At 42.4% G+C, this 16056-nt stretch carries 17 protein-coding genes; 4 read left to right on the forward strand and 13 right to left on the reverse strand.

Annotated elements, in window-relative coordinates:
* Positions 1–293: 293 nt before the first annotated feature.
* Positions 294–2003: a serine protease gene (locus tag IM496_RS17085; RefSeq protein ID WP_287662675.1), complete on the reverse strand. Its 1710-nt coding sequence runs from the start codon at positions 2001–2003 to the stop codon at positions 294–296.
* 164 nt (positions 2004–2167) lie between these two features.
* The gene (gene queA, locus IM496_RS17090) at positions 2168–3265 is read right to left on the reverse strand and encodes a tRNA preQ1(34) S-adenosylmethionine ribosyltransferase-isomerase QueA (RefSeq protein ID WP_287662684.1); all 1098 of its coding nucleotides are present in this window, start codon (positions 3263–3265) and stop codon (positions 2168–2170) included.
* A gap of 160 nt (positions 3266–3425) precedes the next feature.
* On the opposite strand from queA, the gene IM496_RS17095 reads away from it, so the two are divergent.
* On the forward strand, positions 3426–3815 hold the full coding sequence (locus IM496_RS17095; RefSeq protein ID WP_002733765.1) for a hypothetical protein: 390 nt from the start codon (positions 3426–3428) through the stop codon (positions 3813–3815).
* A 3-nt stretch (positions 3816–3818) separates the two neighbouring features.
* Here IM496_RS17095 and IM496_RS17100 read toward each other — a convergent pair whose 3' ends face one another.
* Positions 3819–4871 (reverse strand): LOG family protein, encoded by a 1053-nt coding sequence (locus IM496_RS17100; RefSeq protein ID WP_194014044.1) that lies wholly within the window; start codon positions 4869–4871, stop codon positions 3819–3821.
* Positions 4872–4989: 118 nt separating this feature from the next.
* On the reverse strand, positions 4990–6177 hold the full coding sequence (locus tag IM496_RS17105) for a tetratricopeptide repeat protein (protein ID WP_194014046.1): 1188 nt from the start codon (positions 6175–6177) through the stop codon (positions 4990–4992).
* Between the two features lie 37 nt (positions 6178–6214).
* On the opposite strand from IM496_RS17105, the gene IM496_RS17110 reads away from it, so the two are divergent.
* A complete protein-coding gene (locus IM496_RS17110; protein WP_287662677.1) occupies positions 6215–7390 on the forward strand; it encodes an esterase-like activity of phytase family protein in 1176 nt (391 codons plus the stop codon).
* A 111-nt stretch (positions 7391–7501) separates the two neighbouring features.
* On the opposite strand, the gene IM496_RS17115 is transcribed toward IM496_RS17110, so the two are convergent.
* From IM496_RS17115 to IM496_RS17125, 3 genes are all read right to left on the reverse strand, one after another.
* A complete protein-coding gene (locus IM496_RS17115; protein ID WP_002751943.1) occupies positions 7502–8053 on the reverse strand; it encodes a LabA-like NYN domain-containing protein in 552 nt (183 codons plus the stop codon).
* 261 nt (positions 8054–8314) lie between these two features.
* Positions 8315–9139, reverse strand: coding sequence for a sulfurtransferase (locus IM496_RS17120; protein ID WP_287662679.1), 825 nt, complete (start codon positions 9137–9139; stop codon positions 8315–8317).
* Positions 9108–9551, reverse strand: a complete 444-nt coding sequence (locus IM496_RS17125) for an ATP-binding protein (protein WP_287662680.1) — start codon at positions 9549–9551, stop codon at positions 9108–9110. Before IM496_RS17125 ends, IM496_RS17120 begins: the two co-directional genes overlap by 32 nt.
* Positions 9552–9723: 172 nt before the next feature.
* Between IM496_RS17125 and IM496_RS17130 the strand changes: the two genes are divergently transcribed.
* Positions 9724–10860: a SpoIIE family protein phosphatase gene (locus IM496_RS17130; RefSeq protein ID WP_287662682.1), complete on the forward strand. Its 1137-nt coding sequence runs from the start codon at positions 9724–9726 to the stop codon at positions 10858–10860.
* A 104-nt stretch (positions 10861–10964) separates the two neighbouring features.
* On the opposite strand, the gene IM496_RS17135 is transcribed toward IM496_RS17130, so the two are convergent.
* A complete protein-coding gene (locus IM496_RS17135; RefSeq protein WP_194014054.1) occupies positions 10965–11288 on the reverse strand; it encodes an STAS domain-containing protein in 324 nt (107 codons plus the stop codon).
* A gap of 145 nt (positions 11289–11433) precedes the next feature.
* On the opposite strand from IM496_RS17135, the gene crtO reads away from it, so the two are divergent.
* Positions 11434–13080, forward strand: a complete 1647-nt coding sequence (gene crtO, locus IM496_RS17140; protein ID WP_194014056.1) for a beta-carotene ketolase CrtO — start codon at positions 11434–11436, stop codon at positions 13078–13080.
* 513 nt (positions 13081–13593) lie between these two features.
* Here the strand turns inward: crtO and IM496_RS22490 are convergent.
* The 5 genes from IM496_RS22490 to IM496_RS17165 form a co-directional block, all read right to left on the reverse strand.
* Positions 13594–13755 carry a type II toxin-antitoxin system RelE/ParE family toxin gene (locus tag IM496_RS22490; RefSeq protein ID WP_416209693.1) on the reverse strand — a complete coding sequence of 54 codons (162 nt, stop codon included), beginning with the start codon at positions 13753–13755 and terminating at the stop codon, positions 13594–13596.
* An 83-nt stretch (positions 13756–13838) separates the two neighbouring features.
* Positions 13839–14090 carry a type II toxin-antitoxin system Phd/YefM family antitoxin gene (locus tag IM496_RS17150; protein ID WP_150975441.1) on the reverse strand — a complete coding sequence of 84 codons (252 nt, stop codon included), beginning with the start codon at positions 14088–14090 and terminating at the stop codon, positions 13839–13841.
* Positions 14091–14436: 346 nt separating this feature from the next.
* Positions 14437–14646: a type II toxin-antitoxin system HicB family antitoxin gene (locus tag IM496_RS17155; protein ID WP_002737731.1), complete on the reverse strand. Its 210-nt coding sequence runs from the start codon at positions 14644–14646 to the stop codon at positions 14437–14439.
* A complete protein-coding gene (locus tag IM496_RS17160) occupies positions 14643–14861 on the reverse strand; it encodes a type II toxin-antitoxin system HicA family toxin (RefSeq protein ID WP_002737958.1) in 219 nt (72 codons plus the stop codon). The genes IM496_RS17155 and IM496_RS17160 overlap by 4 nt, the downstream gene beginning before the upstream one ends.
* A 60-nt stretch (positions 14862–14921) precedes the next feature.
* Positions 14922–16056: tetratricopeptide repeat protein (locus IM496_RS17165; protein ID WP_287662683.1), on the reverse strand; the 1135-nt coding region annotated here is incomplete at its 5' end.

The raw sequence follows: 16056 nt of genomic DNA on the forward strand, positions 1-16056 counted from the left end.
ACCTCTTGCATAAATCCGAAAACAAACGATAGAAACAATAATGGGAGGGACTTTCAGTTAATTATTTATTAGTAGTTGATAATCTTCAAAAATGTTGCTGTACAAGGATCGACTTAAGACTTTTGCAAGAGGTCTACTATCCACTAAGCTAAGACGCATTTAAACCGCTTATTCTTAGATTAGCCGAACCTCCCCCAATCCCTTTACTGTTGCCTTTTGCCTCTTGCCTTTTGCCTCGTTTCAACAAGCAATTTAAATTACGAACAGCTTAACTACTATCCACTATCCACTGATTACTGATTACTGATTACTGAAAAAGTTCCCCACTCTCTTAACCTTTCTCGCACTCTATCAATGGGAATCGCTAAACCGCAGCCTAATTTAACGGCATTTTCTAGGGGTTTAGGAGTGGAGGGATTATCACAAAATAAACTCGCTTGAGAAATCACTCCCACCACTTGATTTTTATCGTTTAAAACTGGACTTCCCGACTGTCCAGAAACGACAAACATGGATAAACTTAAGGATTTTTCGTCATTATCATTAACCGTGCCTTTGCTGACAGTCCAATCTTTTTGATTAAAAGGATTACCGATCGAGATTACTGGTTGATTAGGGGCAATTGGTAGCGGTGCTAAAGCTAAAGGTTTTAAATCTGGGGGGGGATTTTTTACCTCTAATACTGCTAAATCGAGCCAGTCGTCAGCGGGGGTAGTGTGGATAATTTTAGCTTTTGAACGCTTGCGAATTTTTCCCTGGGGTGGTTGGCTATAATACTCCACAAAAATGCGGGACCCTGCATCGATTTCTTGACGAGAATTCGTGACCACATGGCGATTAGTCACGATCCAAGCTCTATCTTTATCTCGTTTTAATAACCAACCCGTGCCGATACCATTGTTATTTTTGCCGCGCACGATAATTTTAACAATTGAGCGTTTTAAATTCACCAGAGGATCACTCTTAACACTGGGAATTATCTCTGGCATTTTTAATAATTCGGGATTGTCGTGAATTAATCTTCCCCGTTGGATTTCCTGTAAAATAAATCTAACTTCTGATAAATTGGGATCGATTTCTACGGCCTGCCGACACCAATTTAGACCCGCATCGATCTGACCGCTATTGATATAGATATAACAGAGATTTTCGTAAATCTCGGCATTTTTGGGACTAATTTGGCGTGCCTGTTGAAAAACTGCCATGGCTTCCCCTAGTTTTCCCTGTTCCGCTAAAGCTTTCCCTAAATAATTATAAATATCCCCATCTTTAGGAGCGTAAATTAAAGCCTGCCGATATATTTGCTCTGCTTCTTGCCATTTTCCCTGTTTTGCTAGGGTTTCTCCTAATTTTTTGTAGGTTTCACCCTGACTAGGTGTCAATTCTAGAGCTTGCTGATAGGCATAACTAGCCTCTGGCCAGAGTTGCTGTTCACTGTAGGCCTTTCCCAGATAAAAATAGGCCTTTCCCTGAGTAGGATCGAGAAAAACCGCTGCTTGCAGAGCTTTCGCCGCCTCATCCCAACGTTGTAAACTATAGAGGGCTTTTCCTAGCTGAAATTGCGCTTTAAAAGTTGGTTTAATGATCATTGCTTTTTGGTAAGCATCGATCGCCTCTGACCATTTTTCCTCCTGCGCGAAGATATCTCCCAAAGCGACTAAATAATTACTTTGGGAGGGTTCCATCGGTGGTTTATGATTAACGATAAAGCCACGATCATAGGCTTCTAAGGCTTCAGAATAGCGTTTTTGACTTTGCAAGACCTGAGCGATTTTTATATGGGCTTGGACTGAATTTTCGTCAAAAGATAAAACTGTTCGGTAAGCAGACAGAGCCGATTCCTTTTCCCCCGCGGCCAAAAGTCGATCGCCTTGCCAAAGATAAGCCAAGGCAATAAGATAAAAAATAGCAAAGGGAGCGGCGACGATGAAGGCAATAATTAAAAATATTTGCAGGGGTTTGCTAGAATAGCGGCGACCGATTTTAATGTCTTTTCTTTTCATTTCTTGGTTAGGATAGACAACAGGCTAGAGGTGGTTCGATAATCGACCTAGACCAATTTAGATGCGCGGGCCGCTTACACATATTTTTACCTTTTTCCTGTTGCCCTTTCCGCAGTTCTGGCCCTCCTTCTTTCTAGGGTGTGGATGTAATTTTGTCCAACTACTTACCGATTACTGCTGCAAGCGCTGGGTAGGATTAACATAGCGTCACCGAAGGAATAGAAACGGAAACGCTCTTGGATAGCTGCTTGATACAATGCCAGTAGTCTTTCCCGTCCGACTAAGGCACTGACTAACATCATCAAACTGGACTTGGGTAGGTGAAAATTGGTGATCATGCCGTCGATAACTCGCCATTGATAACCCGGATAGACAAATAAATTGGTTTTTCCCTGAAAATCGGTTAATTTATCGCTCTTAGTTTCTTTAATTGCCCCTTCCAAGGCGCGAGCTACCGTGGTTCCTACGGCGATAACCCGGCCACCTCTAGCCTTTGTTTGGGCAATTTTTTCGGCAGTTTCGGCGGAAATCTCTAAAAATTCTTGGTGCATTAGGTGTTCTGTAATATTTTCCACTTCCACGGGACGAAAGGTTCCCACTCCCACATGAAGGGTGATATAGGTGATATCTATACCCTTCTGGGCGAGCTTATGGAATAATTCGGGAGTAAAATGTAATCCGGCCGTGGGAGCGGCCACAGAACCCTGTTTATCAGCGTAAACTGTTTGATAACGGTCTTCTTCCGCCTCCGATTCGGTGACGTAGGGGGGGAAAGGAATATGACCGTACTCCTCCAACATATCCCAAAAACTGCGTCCGGGATGACGTTGAAATTCCAGCAGACGACCACTGGTGTTCAGATCTCGATCGATTACTTTCGCTAACCATAATTTTTCTTTGTCTTCCGTTCGCCCTGTTTTCGGATAAAAAAGGACTTCTGAACCGACTTTAAAGCGTTTTCCCGGTTTCACTAGAGATAACCAACGATGGTCATCCTGTTCTTCCAATAGTAATATTTCTATGGGGGCGCCCGTGGTTTTACGTCCAAATAAACGGGCCGGAATCACGCGAGTATCGTTGAAAACCAGCAAATCCCCCGACTCTAACCAAGTGGGTAAATCCCGAAAAATAGCCAAATTATGACTATTAGGAGAATCTACTACCAAAAGACGGGAACTGTCTCGGGGTTCTGCGGGATTTTGGGCAATTAACTCCGGAGGAAGGTGATAATCGTAGCTGGAGAGTGATTGGTCAGGGATCATCATCATTATCATCATAAAGATCTTCGCAAAAGTTGGGTAATCCTACCCAGGCGAACTTCACTAAATCGGGGATTTCTCCCCTTGGTATCTGGAACGGTTTATCGTCAGACTAGAGATATAACACTAATCGTGACTGTTAGCCAACATCCCAGCGGCCACTATGGACTATCTCTATTTTCTTGCTAACGCTAGTTTAACGCTACGAGTCACCGAATACCTGCGATCGATGACTCATCTACCCTCCTCCGTCATGACGGTTATTCATCAGATTAACGGTTGGGTGGTCAAGGTAAAGTTTAATCAAATGCTTACTCCTTGCCAACACGGGGATTTTCGCGCCTACATGAATGAGTTAGGGATTCCCTATCAACCGGAAATGCGTCTCCAGATGGTTTTTTGGAGTTTGGAAACAGGACAATCCCCCATTGATGTCATGCGTCGTTACCAAGTGGCGATCGTGTCCCATGGTACCCCGGATCAGCAAGATATAGAGGCTTTTCGGCAACAATTTACTAAGGGTTTAGGATACTGTCCGGAAACTCTGGCCTAGGGTTTATTTTTTCTCGGGATGCTCTTCAAGGGCAACTACAGGACTTAAATCGTTGATGTGATCTATTAATTGATACAAGCGTCCGTAACTCTTGCCGTTGAAGTAAAAAACTAGACGAGGTAAATGGTGGCTGGAATCCCGATTCTCTCGTTCTAGAATTTGACTAGGTTCGATTTTCCCCTTAACTACGATATCGCCGAAGTTTTGGTTAATTTGTTCGATCTGTTCCCCGCTTAGTTCGTGATTAAGACGAATAACAAAGGATTCTCCCACAAAACGGCTGGAGTGATACACCCGATAGAAGTGGCGAATTGTTTGACAAGCGTGGTCTAGATCGTTGGTAATAGTATAAAAATTCCGATCTTCGGCGGATATCAGTCCTCTTTTTTGCAGATTTTCACTAATTTGTTCTTGCCAAGTTTGCCAGTAATCCCCATCAGGCTCATCAATTAATACTAGGGGTGCAGGTCCGTATTTACCGGTTTGACAGAGGGTAAGCGTCTCGAAGGCCTCATCTTGGGTGCCGAAACCACCGGGGAATAAAGCTACTGCGTCACTTTCCCGCAGAAAAAATAGTTTTCTGGTAAAGAAATATTTAAAATCGATTAATTTGGCATCATTTATGATATAGGGATTAGCCCCCTGTTCAAAGGGTAGCTGAATATTTAATCCGAAGGAATTTTCCCGTCCGGCGCCTTCATTCCCTGCTTGCATGATGCCACCCCCAGCACCAGTTAACACCATAAAACCGTATTGACTGATACGACGTGCGAATTCTACTGCGAGACGGTATTCACTGCTGTCGGGTTTGATGCGTGCCGAGCCAAAAATGGTCAGTTTACGAATGTGACGGTAGGGGTAAAATACCTGAAATCCCTTTTCTAGATCTTCGATCGCATAGGTTAAAATTTTCCAATCGAGGCGATCGATTTCCTCCCCAGCAATTCTGACTATTGCTTCCAGAGATCTTTGAATCCATTTACTATCTTTTAAGTGGGGCAAATGTTGCAGCAATTTCAGCAAGTCTTCGGTTAATTCAGAATAGGAATTTTCCATTGGTGGGTTGGGTTTTGGGTTTTAGGGTTTTAGGGTTTTAGGGTGTTGGGGAAGATATTTCTTAGTCGCCATTTCCCCATTTCTCTGTCCATTAGTTAACTATTCAAAGACTTAAAGATCACTGTTCAGGATTATTTATTGCTTGATTAATTTGGGTGATTTGGGTTTGAAAATATTGTTCACGATAACGGATAGCTTGGGCTAATTCCGCACCTTTTTGGAAAGCGAGTAAAGCTTGGGGATAATTTTTTCTCTCTAGATAAATTTGACCGATTTGATCGTAGGTATTCATTAAACCGTAGTAATTATAACCCAATTCATGGACTTTAATTGATTCTTGATAGATTTGTAAAGCATAATCTACCTGTTGATAACTTTTATAAAGTTCGGCTAACTTACTTAAAGCTTCTCCTGCGGTGCCGTACTGTTGTAAAGCAAAAGCGAGAGAATAGGCTTCTTGAAAGTTTTGGCTGGCTTTATTTGCGTCTTTTAAAGCTTGATAATCTAAACCAATTTGAATTTTTAGAGCGGGAATTAACTGTATTTGCTGATTTCTGATCTGGGTTTCAGCTATTTCTTCTTTAATTTTTACTGCGTTAGCTGGTTGCAGAGATTCTCGATAAATTTCTGCTAATCTTTGCAGATATATCCCTTGAGTTAAAGAATTATTTTGCGCCTTAGAAATAGTTAATAATTCCTCATAGACTGGGGCGGCTTTTTGATAATCAAAACGGGATAAATGAATTTGACCAAGTTGATTTAAAGTTGCTTCTACTGCCGCATTATCTCCAGATTGTCTGGCATTAGCTAGGATTTTATCATAGATGATTATCGCCTCATTAAAAGCTCGTACCTGTTGATAGGATGTACCTAGTAATGCTAATAATTCCCCGTCCATTGTCCGGTTAGTTTCCGCAGTTTGTTGAAGAGCTTTTAAACGAGCAGTAATTAATTTAACATCCTCAGTTCGATCTCGATTCCAAGCTGCTAACCCCACTTTTCCCAAAGATTTTACTTCTTCTTTGGCCCCTAAATAACGATTTAATTTAATCACTTCATACCAGATAGGAAAAGCTTCCTCATTTAATCCCGCATCGTATTTAGCTTGAGCTTCAGCATCGCGTTGATCGATGTATAATAACAGTTGACGACGCTCTAAGGGAGTTAAAGGGCGATCGATTGCGGGTAATAAAGGACTTTTTAAGGGAGTTTCGAGGGGATTGGGTGCAGGGGTTTCTGTTTGTGCTAGGAGAGGAAGGGAAGTACCGATCAAACAGAGCCATAAACCGAGAGAAAAACGTAGCATAATAGATTGATAAGAGCGTAGTAGAGGGTTATATTTTGTGATCGATCAATTCTATAAGAGACTGACTGCCGAAAATTTGCGTTTCCCAATTTTGGGTTTAATTGCTAGTTTAATTGTAACCTTTAGTCTGGCTGCCTGTGGTGTCTCCCCACAAGTTTTGGCAGAACAACGAATGTTTCTACCCCTCTCGGTCGAGTTTTTGGGAGAATATCAATTACCACAAGCGGATTATCAAGACACAAGGGTGGGGGGATTATCGGCAATTACCTATGATCGTGCCAATAACCGCTTTTATCTGCTCAGTGATGATCGTTCTCAGAAAGCTCCAGCCCGCTTTTATCGGGCTAGTTTGCAGATAAATGATGAAAAAATCGAAAAAGTGAATTTAGAGGCGGTCACGTTCCTAAAAGATGGCAAGGGAGAAACTTTTAAAAAGGGATCGATCGACCCGGAAGGTATCGCTTTTTCGCCCCGACAAACTTTGTTTATTTCCAGTGAAGGTGCGGTTAAAGAGGGAATTGCTCCTTTTATTGCTGAATTTGATTTGCAGGGACAATTAAAGGAGTCTTTGTTAATTCCTAATCGCTTTTTACCAGATGATAGCAATCAAAAAGGAATAGAGGATAATTTAGGTTTTGAATCCTTAACTTTAGGGATTACCAGCACCCTCAAAGACGATCCTTTTCGTTTGTTTACTGCCACAGAAAGCGCTTTAATTCAAGATAGTCCCACAGGAAAAAGAGCAGAAAATCTCAGAGTGCGACTTCTTCATTATGTGATTGATCCGATTGGTGCGCCTGTGTTAGTATCAGAACAATTGTATGTGTTAGATGAGCCACCCAGTGGTGCGAGATACTACGGTTTGACGGAATTATTAGCTTTAGAAAAAGAGGGTTATTTTCTCAGTTTAGAGCGAACTTTTGGTTTAGAAGGTTTTGGAGCAAAACTATTTCAGGTAGTTAATGGGAGTGCCACTGACACCTCGAAAATCGCCAGAATACCGGGGGAATTAGAAGCTTTACAGGTGCAACCCTTGCGGAAAAAATTATTACTAGATTTAGGGACTTTGGGGATTGATTTAGATAATTTGGAAGGAATGACCCTCGGTCCAAGATTACCAGATGGTAGTCGCTCTTTGATTTTGGTCAGTGATGATAATTTTAATCCGAATCAGGTCAATCAGTTTTTACTCTTTCGACTCAAGGAAAAATAAACAAGAGATGGTTAATTGCCTCACCTATCCCCTTCTGGGAGAAGGTTTGGGGTGAGGACTACCAATAAAGAAAAATGGGATAAATAGCCAGTTTAAAGAGAAAACGGCCGATTAATAATCACTTTTTTCGATATCTTTGCGAATATCATTCAGGTCAATATAGCGATCGGTGGCGTTGCGTAATTCCCTAGCGATCATCCCTTCCGTAGAAACTACGGTAATATGAGTATTTTTAGAGCGCAATAGTTCGATCGCTCGTTCAAAATCGCCATCACCGCTAAATAAAATCACTCGATCGTATTGATCGACGGTATTAAACATATCGACGACAATTTCGATGTCTAAATTAGCTTTCTGGGAAAAACGACCGGAACTATCATCATAATATTCTTTCAAAATTTTTGTTCTCACCGTATAACCCAAACTAATTAAAGCATCGCGAAAACCTCTTTGATCTTGGGAATCTTTTAAACCCGTGTACCAAAAGGCATTAATTAACATAATATTCGGGTCGTTGGTGAAGTAATTTAACACCTTGCGCGGGTCAAAAAACCAACCATTTTTTTGTTGAGCATAAAACATATTATTGCCATCCACAAAAATCGAAAGGCGATCTTTCGGACGGGTGCCACCATTACAATGACAAAGACCGGCTTCTGTCATACAAAATACATACCTAATTTTTTATACAGTTTAACTATAAAATTACTTTTTAGTAATTTTACGGGGGGAAACGACTATTCTTTGGGGAATAGCGGTGATTTGAGAGCAAAAGGATAGCAACTAAAATAAAAATTAGCTTTTTTGTCTGGGAGACAAATTAGATAATAGTTTCGGAATAATTAAAAGTGATAATAGGGGGATTGTACAGTAATTAGGTCATTTTGATAATCTTTCTCGATAGATGGGTATCAATAGGGCTGGTTAGATCAGGTAGGAACACCAATCACTCCAACCTCCAGAATATAGCTTAACATTCTCGTATCCGGCTAGGGTCAGGGAAAAGATATTAACACAGGCTGTCACTCCTGAACCACAGTAGAGGATAATTTCTCGATCGCCTTGCCGCTCTGGCCAACGTTGTGTTTGCTGGGCCAGGGGTTGAGAAAAACCCTGACTATCGGTGACTTCCAACCAGGGATAATTAAGCGCCCCCTCGATGTGGCCGGCGATCGGATCGATCGGTTCCCTTTCGCCCCGATAGCGATCGCTTTCCCTGGCATCAATTAACACCACTCCCGCTTGCTCTTTTTGCCTTTTTACCTCCTCGATTGTGACTACCCAATCCTGTTGAACTTGGGGGAGGAAAGCGCCGGTTTTCGGCACAGGTATCTGATTAGAGACGGGATAACCGGCATTTAACCAATTTTGCCAACCACCATCGAGAATGCTGACTCGTTCATGGCCCAGATAACGTAATAACCACCAGAGACGACTGGCAAAGGCAAAACGGGAGGCATCGTAGGCGATGACATGGGTTTGGCCGGAAATCACCCCTAAAGAGCTTAATTTAGCGGCTATTGTCTGCGGATTCGGTAAAGGATGACGGCCGCCATGACGGGCAACGGGAGCCGATAAATCGCGATCGAGGTGTAAATAGAAGGCATTTTCAATATGATTGGCTAAATACTCTTGATAACCGAGATCGGGATCATTTAATTGAAAACGACAGTCAATAACCATCAGATCGGGGCGATCGAGATTGTTCACTAACCAACTAGGAGAAACGAGGGGCGCGATCGGATTCATGGCGGGAAAATTGTTTAATAATTAATAGACAGTTGCGCTGATCTTCGTTGCGAGTATAACTGAGTTGATCGGCGATTTTTCGGAGGATCGGCAGTCCTTGCCCATGACCAGAGAAACTATAGTCATGATAGGCGTTTTTCTCGATAAAGTCCTCTAAATCGAAGACGGAACCCCGATCCCAGATGCGAATTTCCATCTGGTGAGGGGTAATCTCAATCTCGATCTCGATCAGGATTTCGGGGGGGAGGTGTCGGTGAGCGTGACGGACTGCATTGGTAAAACCTTCGGCAAGAGCAAGCTGACACTGGAGCCAGTCTTTTTGGGGAATGCCCGTCGGTTCAAGTTGCTGAAAATATTTTAAAACGGTATCTAAGGACCTGAGATCGCTATCTACCTGAAAAGAAATCTTCACCCCCAGCTTACCTCTGCAATGCCTTACGCTAGAAGTTATACCATTTTTCCCCAACTATGAATGATGTGTTAGCTCGATTCTGGATTTAATCTTCTCTTGAGGGACAAGCAAAGTCATCCGTCAGGGAGTCCGAGGTAAGCAGTAAGATTGAGATAGTCGAGTTACAAAAAAGATGGTACGAATTCTAGTAATTGATGATGATGGAGTAATTCAAACGTTCCTGAGACGAGCTTTGCAGAAGGAATACGAGGTTTTTGTTGCCAGTGATGGGGAAGAAGGATTAAAGCAAGCGGGGCAACTAAAACCGGCGATGATTATTTGTGATTGGATGATGCCGGGGATCGATGGGTTGGAAGTTTGCCGGCAAATTAAGCTTAATCCCCAACTGTCAACGACTTTTTTTATCCTCTTAACTTCTTTGGGATCGGTGGAGGATCGGGTGAAGGGATTGGATGCGGGGGCCGATGATTTTTTATGCAAACCGATCGAAATTAATGAGTTAAAAGCGCGTGTGCGAGCGGGAATGCGTTTGCATCAATTAAGTCATGATCTGCAAGCGCAAAAACAATTACTAGAAATGGAGTTAGCGGAGGCGGCGGATTATGTGCGATCGCTGTTACCAGAACCTTTTATTTCTCCAAAACTTGCTATCGATTTTCGCTTCCTTCCTTCTCGTCGATTGGGGGGCGATGGTTTTGATTATTATTGGTTAGATAATGACCATTTGATGTTATATCTTTTAGATGTGGCGGGCCATGGTTTGCGAGCGGCTTTACCTTCCCTTTCGGTGATTAATTTACTCCGTTCCCGTGGTTTAAGTCAGGTGAATTACTATCAACCTAATCAGGTTTTACAAGGGTTAAATCAAGTTTATCAAATCAGTCCTAAGAATGATAAATATTTTACTATTTGGTACGGAATTTATGATCGGAAACAACAACAGTTAACCTATGCCAGCGCCGGTCATCCCCCAGCAGTTCTCCTAACTCAAAAACCTTTTGGCCAGATGATTGAAACCAGACTGAAAGCCCCCGGTTTTCCCATCGGGATGTTTCCAGAAGCGGAGTATATTAATCAGGTTAAATGCCTGAATTTACCCAGTAGCCTTTATCTTTTTAGCGATGGAATTTACGAGATCGATTGTGCTGATGGTAGGATGTGGGGACTAGAAAACTTTATTCAATCTTTGCGAAATTATCATTGTAATTACGCCAAAAATCTCGATAATTTTATTGAAGAAATTCAAGCTTTACAATTTGATGGCAATTTTAAGGATGATCTTTCGATTATGCAGGTGGATTTTGGCTAAGTACCTAAGTAAAATTAATTACACATTTCGATAAAGCTTTTGCCTTTTGCCTCTTGCCTTTTGCCTATCCCAACCAATAAATTAATTTTTGCACGACTACTTAATTAACTTCCGAGGATTTTTTGTTCTAATTCTTCTCGGTTATTAAAAATTTCAAAAACTCGATCCATATCAGTCAATTCAAATAACATTTTTATCTGATCATTAATCGAGCATATCAATAGTTTACCCCCCGCAGAACGCACGGTTTTTAAGGATAAAACTAACGCCCCTAAACCAGAACTATCCATAAAGGTGACGTTCTGGAAATCAACGATAATAACCTCGGAACCTCCCTGCACGGCTTCGGCAATTTCTTGGCGAAATTCGCTGGCTTGGTTGCCATCTAAAATACCGGATGGTTGAATAACTTTAATCGCAGAACTCATAAAAAAAAGGAAAAATTAAAGGTTTTCTACCCGCTCACTCATAACTGCTCGCTGAAATCTGCTGATAGCAGCGAATCTTTAACTATTTTTAACATATTAGGGTCAAGAAAAGCGCAAAATTAAAAATAGGAATTTTTGAAACTGCATGGAAAGTTACGATGTTATCCTCATCGGTGCCGGGCATAATGGTTTAGTTTGTGCCGCCTATCTCCTCAAAGCCGGTTATCGCGTCCTCCTTCTCGAACAGCGTAGCGTACCGGGAGGCGCGGCTACCACAGAAGCGGTTATCCCGGATCTAGCCCCCGATTTTAAGTTTAATCTCTGTGCGATCGATCACGAATTTATCTTTTTAGGACCAGTAATTGAGGAATTGGAGCTAAAACGCCACGGATTAGAGTATTTATTCTTCGATCCTACCGTTTTCTGTCCCCATCCCTCCGGCCAATATTTTCTTTCCTATCGCTCTCTGGAAAAAACTCACGCCGCAATTGCCCAGTTTTGTCCGCGAGATGCCGATCGCTACCTTCAGTTTATCGACTATTGGGCGCAGTTGATGAATGCGATCGGGCCTTGGTTTAACGCTCCGCCCCAAGATTTGCTCAGAATCGCCCGCAATTATAACTCTAGTGCCTTAGCTAGTGTCTGGAAAGCGATCGGCTCGAAAAAGAAACTGCTCGACTTCATCCGCACGATGATTACTTCCCCCGAAGATGTCCTCAATGAGTGGTTTGAGAGCGAATTTGTCAAAGCACCCCTGGCTCGTCTAGCGGCGGAAATTGGAGCTCCTCCCTCCCAAAAAGGCATTACCTCTGGGATGATGATGATGGCGATGCGTCATTCCCCCGGGGTGGCTCGCCCTCGTGGTGGTACAGGCGCACTAACCGAGGCTCTGGTGAAATGTGTTGTTAGTCTCGGTGGGGTAATTTTAACCGAGCAGAAAGTTAAACAGATTCTAATCGAGGAAGGACAAGCGATCGGGGTTAGGGTGGACTCTGGACAGGAATATCTGGCCAAAGCGGGTGTTATCTCTAATATTGACGCTAGACGAGTTTTTTTACAGTTAGTCGCCTCCGCCGATGTGGATGCCGCCGATCCGGAATTGCGAGAAAGGGTAGAACGGCGAATTGTCAATAACAATGAAACAATTCTTAAAATTGATTGCGCCCTCGCCGAAGCGCCAAGGTTCGAGGCTTATGATCACAAAGAGGAGTATTTACAGGGAACGATTCTCATCGCCGATTCCGTGCGTCACGTTGAACAGGCCCACGCTTTAACGATTTTAGGGCAGATTCCCGACGAAAATCCCTCGATGTACCTAGATATCCCCACTATTCTCGATCCCTCCATGGCTCCCCAGGGTAAGCATACCCTCTGGATCGAATTTTTTGCCCCCTATCAGATTGTCGGGGCCGAGGGAACAGGATTAAACGGCACGGGATGGACGGAAGAATTAAAAAATCGTGTGGCCGATCGAGTTCTTGATAAACTGGCCGATTATGCTCCCAATCTCAAATCTTCGATCATTGCCCGTCGGGTGGAAAGTCCGGCCGAATTAGCTAATCGTTTGGGTTCCTATAAAGGTAATTACTATCATCTTGATATGACCTTAGATCAGATGATTTTCCTGCGTCCTTTGCCAGAAATAGCTAACTACAAAACCCCCATTAAAAACCTTTATTTAACTGGGGCAGGAACTCACCCCGGCGGCTCAATTTCGGGAATGCCGGGGCGCAATTGCGCTCAGGTTTTTCTGCGGGATCAAAGCACTTTTCTGCAAAGATTATTTAACTAGGGTTTGCTGAATAAATGTGAAATAAGTAGGTAGGCGTTAAAAGTTATCATATCCCCGCGCCTATCGGCACCCCCCTTATCAAGGGGGGCAGGGGGGATCGAACCTAAAATCCATTTTTAATTTAATTATAACCAGCTACTTATGTACAAGGTAAGGGGTTTAGTGGCTTGTTTCACAAAACAGATGCAAGATTTTAAAGCTAGTGTCTCAAAAACCTTGCATCTTGATCGACGATCGCCCCTACTTTTCAGCAAACCCTAATTATTTTTTACTGTTTGAGTATCGGGGTGATTTTCCCTTAATTCCAAAATGTAATAAGACAGTTGAATAAAAATACTATAGTGATAATTCATGGGTTGTCTCCTTGATTTAATTTTGCTAGTTCCTGAAGTGCATTTCTTCCGTCTTTTTCCTGGTAGCGATCAGCATCACTACTATCTTTGCCTGACAGGGGCAAGCTATATTCTAAACGGGGATGACTTCAGGCGTTATGACCGCTCTTACCTAATCTCCCTAGTGTGTTTTGGTACGAATAATCAGAATAGTTTGATCGTCTTCATAAATTTCATAAAGCAGACGATCTTTTCGATTTAGGCGATAGGAATACAAGCCTTCTAAATCGCCTTTTAAGGATTTGCCAATATAGGGATTAATTGCAATTATGTTAGTTAAAATTTATTGAAGTTTGACTTTTTGTTTTTGGGTGAGTTCGTCGGTATCTTTTCGCGCTTGTTTAGAAAAGACAATTGTGTAGGTTGTCATCCAAATACTTGTTCCATTGTTAGGGTTTCTCCTGCGGCATATTCTCGTCGTGCTGATGCAATATGTTGTAATAGTTTGGAATCTTGCATGAGTTCGGAGGTTTCAGCTAAGGATTCCCATTCTTCTTGAGTGATGAGAATATAACTGCGATTTTCACGAACGATCACTACTCCATCGGGTTCTTTTTCAGTGCGATCGCAGAGTTTTTCTAGGTTGGCTTTGGCGTAATCAACGGTAACTTGATACATAAATCGCTTACGGTTTGTGGGGATTAGTCTTATAATAAAGCAAAAATTGCTTCTTGGCTGACGTTTTCATTATTTATTTTGGGCTTTTTGGTTCTGATCGAGAAGAAGGCGATATGACAACTTTAGTAATGATCTAAGCCGTAACTTGCATAATGTTTATTTTGGCTTTTCCGAGATCATGGTATAAAATGTTCTATGAACGGTTAAATAAGTAGTCGTGCAAAATTAATTTCTTGGTTAGGATAGGCAAAAGGCAAGAGGCAAAAGGCAAAAGCTTGATCGAAATGTGTAATTAATTTTGCTTAGGTACTTACTAGGAGATATTACTGAACTGAGAATATTTGGGCTATGCGGAAATAGCCCGGAGAGGTGGGAGAGATTTGCCTCGTGCAGTGTAGTCTTCGATAAGGAGATCTAGAACTTCAAGGGCATTTTGTAGAGCTGCATGGTAGGTTTCACCATGGGTATGAGCATAGGGGCCAAATTCAGGGAGGTGGGCGATAAATTTGTTGTCTTCTTCTGACCATTGAATAAAAATACTATAGTAATAATTCATGGGTTGTCTCCTTGATTTAAGTTTGCTAGTTCCTGAAGTGCATTTCTTACGTCTTTTTCCTGGTAGCGATCAGCATCACTACTATCTTTGCCTGACAGGGTCAAGCTATATTCTAAACGGGGATGGCTCCAAACGGTATGACTACCTTTACCGGGGCGATAGGTAAACCCTGCTTTCAGAAGTATAGACTTGAGTTCTCGTATTTTTTTAGGCATTTACTATCTGCTGGAGTAATTTTATTGCAGTTTGAGCATTATTAAGGTATTACAAAGAATCTAGGAATGACGGAGTGATTGGATATCTTCGACCATTTCGGGGGGAAAGCGTTGGCTTAATTCCTCATCGGGAAGTTGAGAAAGCATCAGATTATAATTATTTTTTACTGTTTGAGTGTCGGGGTAATTTTCTCCTAATTTTTCCGAACAAATAGCAATCGCTTTTTGATAAAGCGGTTCTGCTTCTGTGTATTTCCCTTGATCGCGATAAAGACTCGCCAGATTGTTGAGACTGCTAGCTACATTAGGATGCTCTTTTCCTAATTGCTTTTCCCCAATCGCCAGCGAGCGCAAATAGAGAGGTTCTGCTTCTGCGTATTTCCCTTGATTGTGATAAAGATTCGCCAGATTGTTGAGACTGGTGGCCACATCAGGATGCTCTGCTCCTAATTGCTTTTCCCTAATCGCCAGCGCTCGCAATAAGAGAGGTTCTGCTTCTGCGTATTTCCCTTGAGATTGATAAAGACCCGCCAGATTGTTGAGAATGGTCGCCACATCAGAATGCTCTTTTCCTAATTGCTTTTCCTGAATCGCCAGCGCTCGCAATAAGAGAGGTTCGGCTTCTGCGTATTTCCCTTGAGATTGATAAAGACCCGCCAGATTGTTGAGAATGGTCGCCACATCAGAATGCTCTTTTCCTAATTGCTTTTCCCCAATCGCCAGCGCTTGCAAATAGAGAGGTTCTGCTTCTGCGTATTTCCCTTGATTGTGATAAAGATTCGCCAGATTGTTGAGACTGGTGGCCACGAGACGATGCTCTTTTCCTAATTGCTTTTCCCTAATCGCCAGCGCTCGCAATAAGAGAGGTTCGGCTTCTGCGTATTTCCCTTGAGATTGATAAAGACCCGCTAGACCACCAAGACTGTACGCCACATCAGGATGCTCTTTTCCTAATTGCTTTTCTGTAATCGCCAGTGATCGCAAAAAGAGAGGTTCTGCTTCTGCGTATTTCCCTTGAGATTTATAAAGTAACGCCAGATTGTTGAAACTGGTGGCCACATCAGGATGCTCTTTTCCTAATTGCTTTTCTGTAATCGCCAGCGAGCGCAAATGGAGAGGTTCTGCTTCTGCGTATTTCCCTTGAGAGTGATAAAGATTCGCCAGACCGTTGAGACTGGTCGCCACATCAGGATGC

Source organism: Microcystis sp. M049S2, from assembly GCF_020245625.1.
Lineage (GTDB): Bacteria > Cyanobacteriota > Cyanobacteriia > Cyanobacteriales > Microcystaceae > Microcystis > Microcystis ichthyoblabe_A.